At 56.3% G+C, this 355-nt stretch carries 1 pseudogene; it reads left to right on the top strand.

Annotated elements, in window-relative coordinates:
- Positions 1-177: 177 nt before the first annotated feature.
- Positions 178-355, top strand: a pseudogene (locus SB756_RS28610) (hypothetical protein); the annotation flags it as partial.

The following is a 355-nucleotide window of genomic DNA, read 5'->3' on the forward strand; positions in this document are numbered from 1 at the left end:
GGTTCATGGGAAGCATCCGATGATCTCGTGGGAAAACACTACGCGTTTGCTGCCTGAGATGTCCATGCCCGGTCAGCACGGGTTGGCGATTTAGGCAAGAACACTAGCCATTTGCTCTACTGGTAGGCCGGTTTACGCGAGGAAGATGGCAGTTCATTCACTGCGGGAGCCGCGGACATGCCCCATGGAGCGAACAATTTGTACAAGCGTGAGCCGGTTTCGCTCGAACGGGATTCACTACCCCTTCAGCATTCAAGCCGCCAGGTCTGGAGTGCTGTGCTGGCGATGTCACTCTGTGCCTTCGCCCTGGTAGCGTCTGAGTTTCTGCCAGTGAGCTTGCTCACCCCCATTGCAT

Origin of the sequence: Pseudomonas sp. SIMBA_068, from assembly GCF_046534705.1 — a bacterium.
Taxonomy (GTDB): domain Bacteria; phylum Pseudomonadota; class Gammaproteobacteria; order Pseudomonadales; family Pseudomonadaceae; genus Aquipseudomonas; species Aquipseudomonas putida.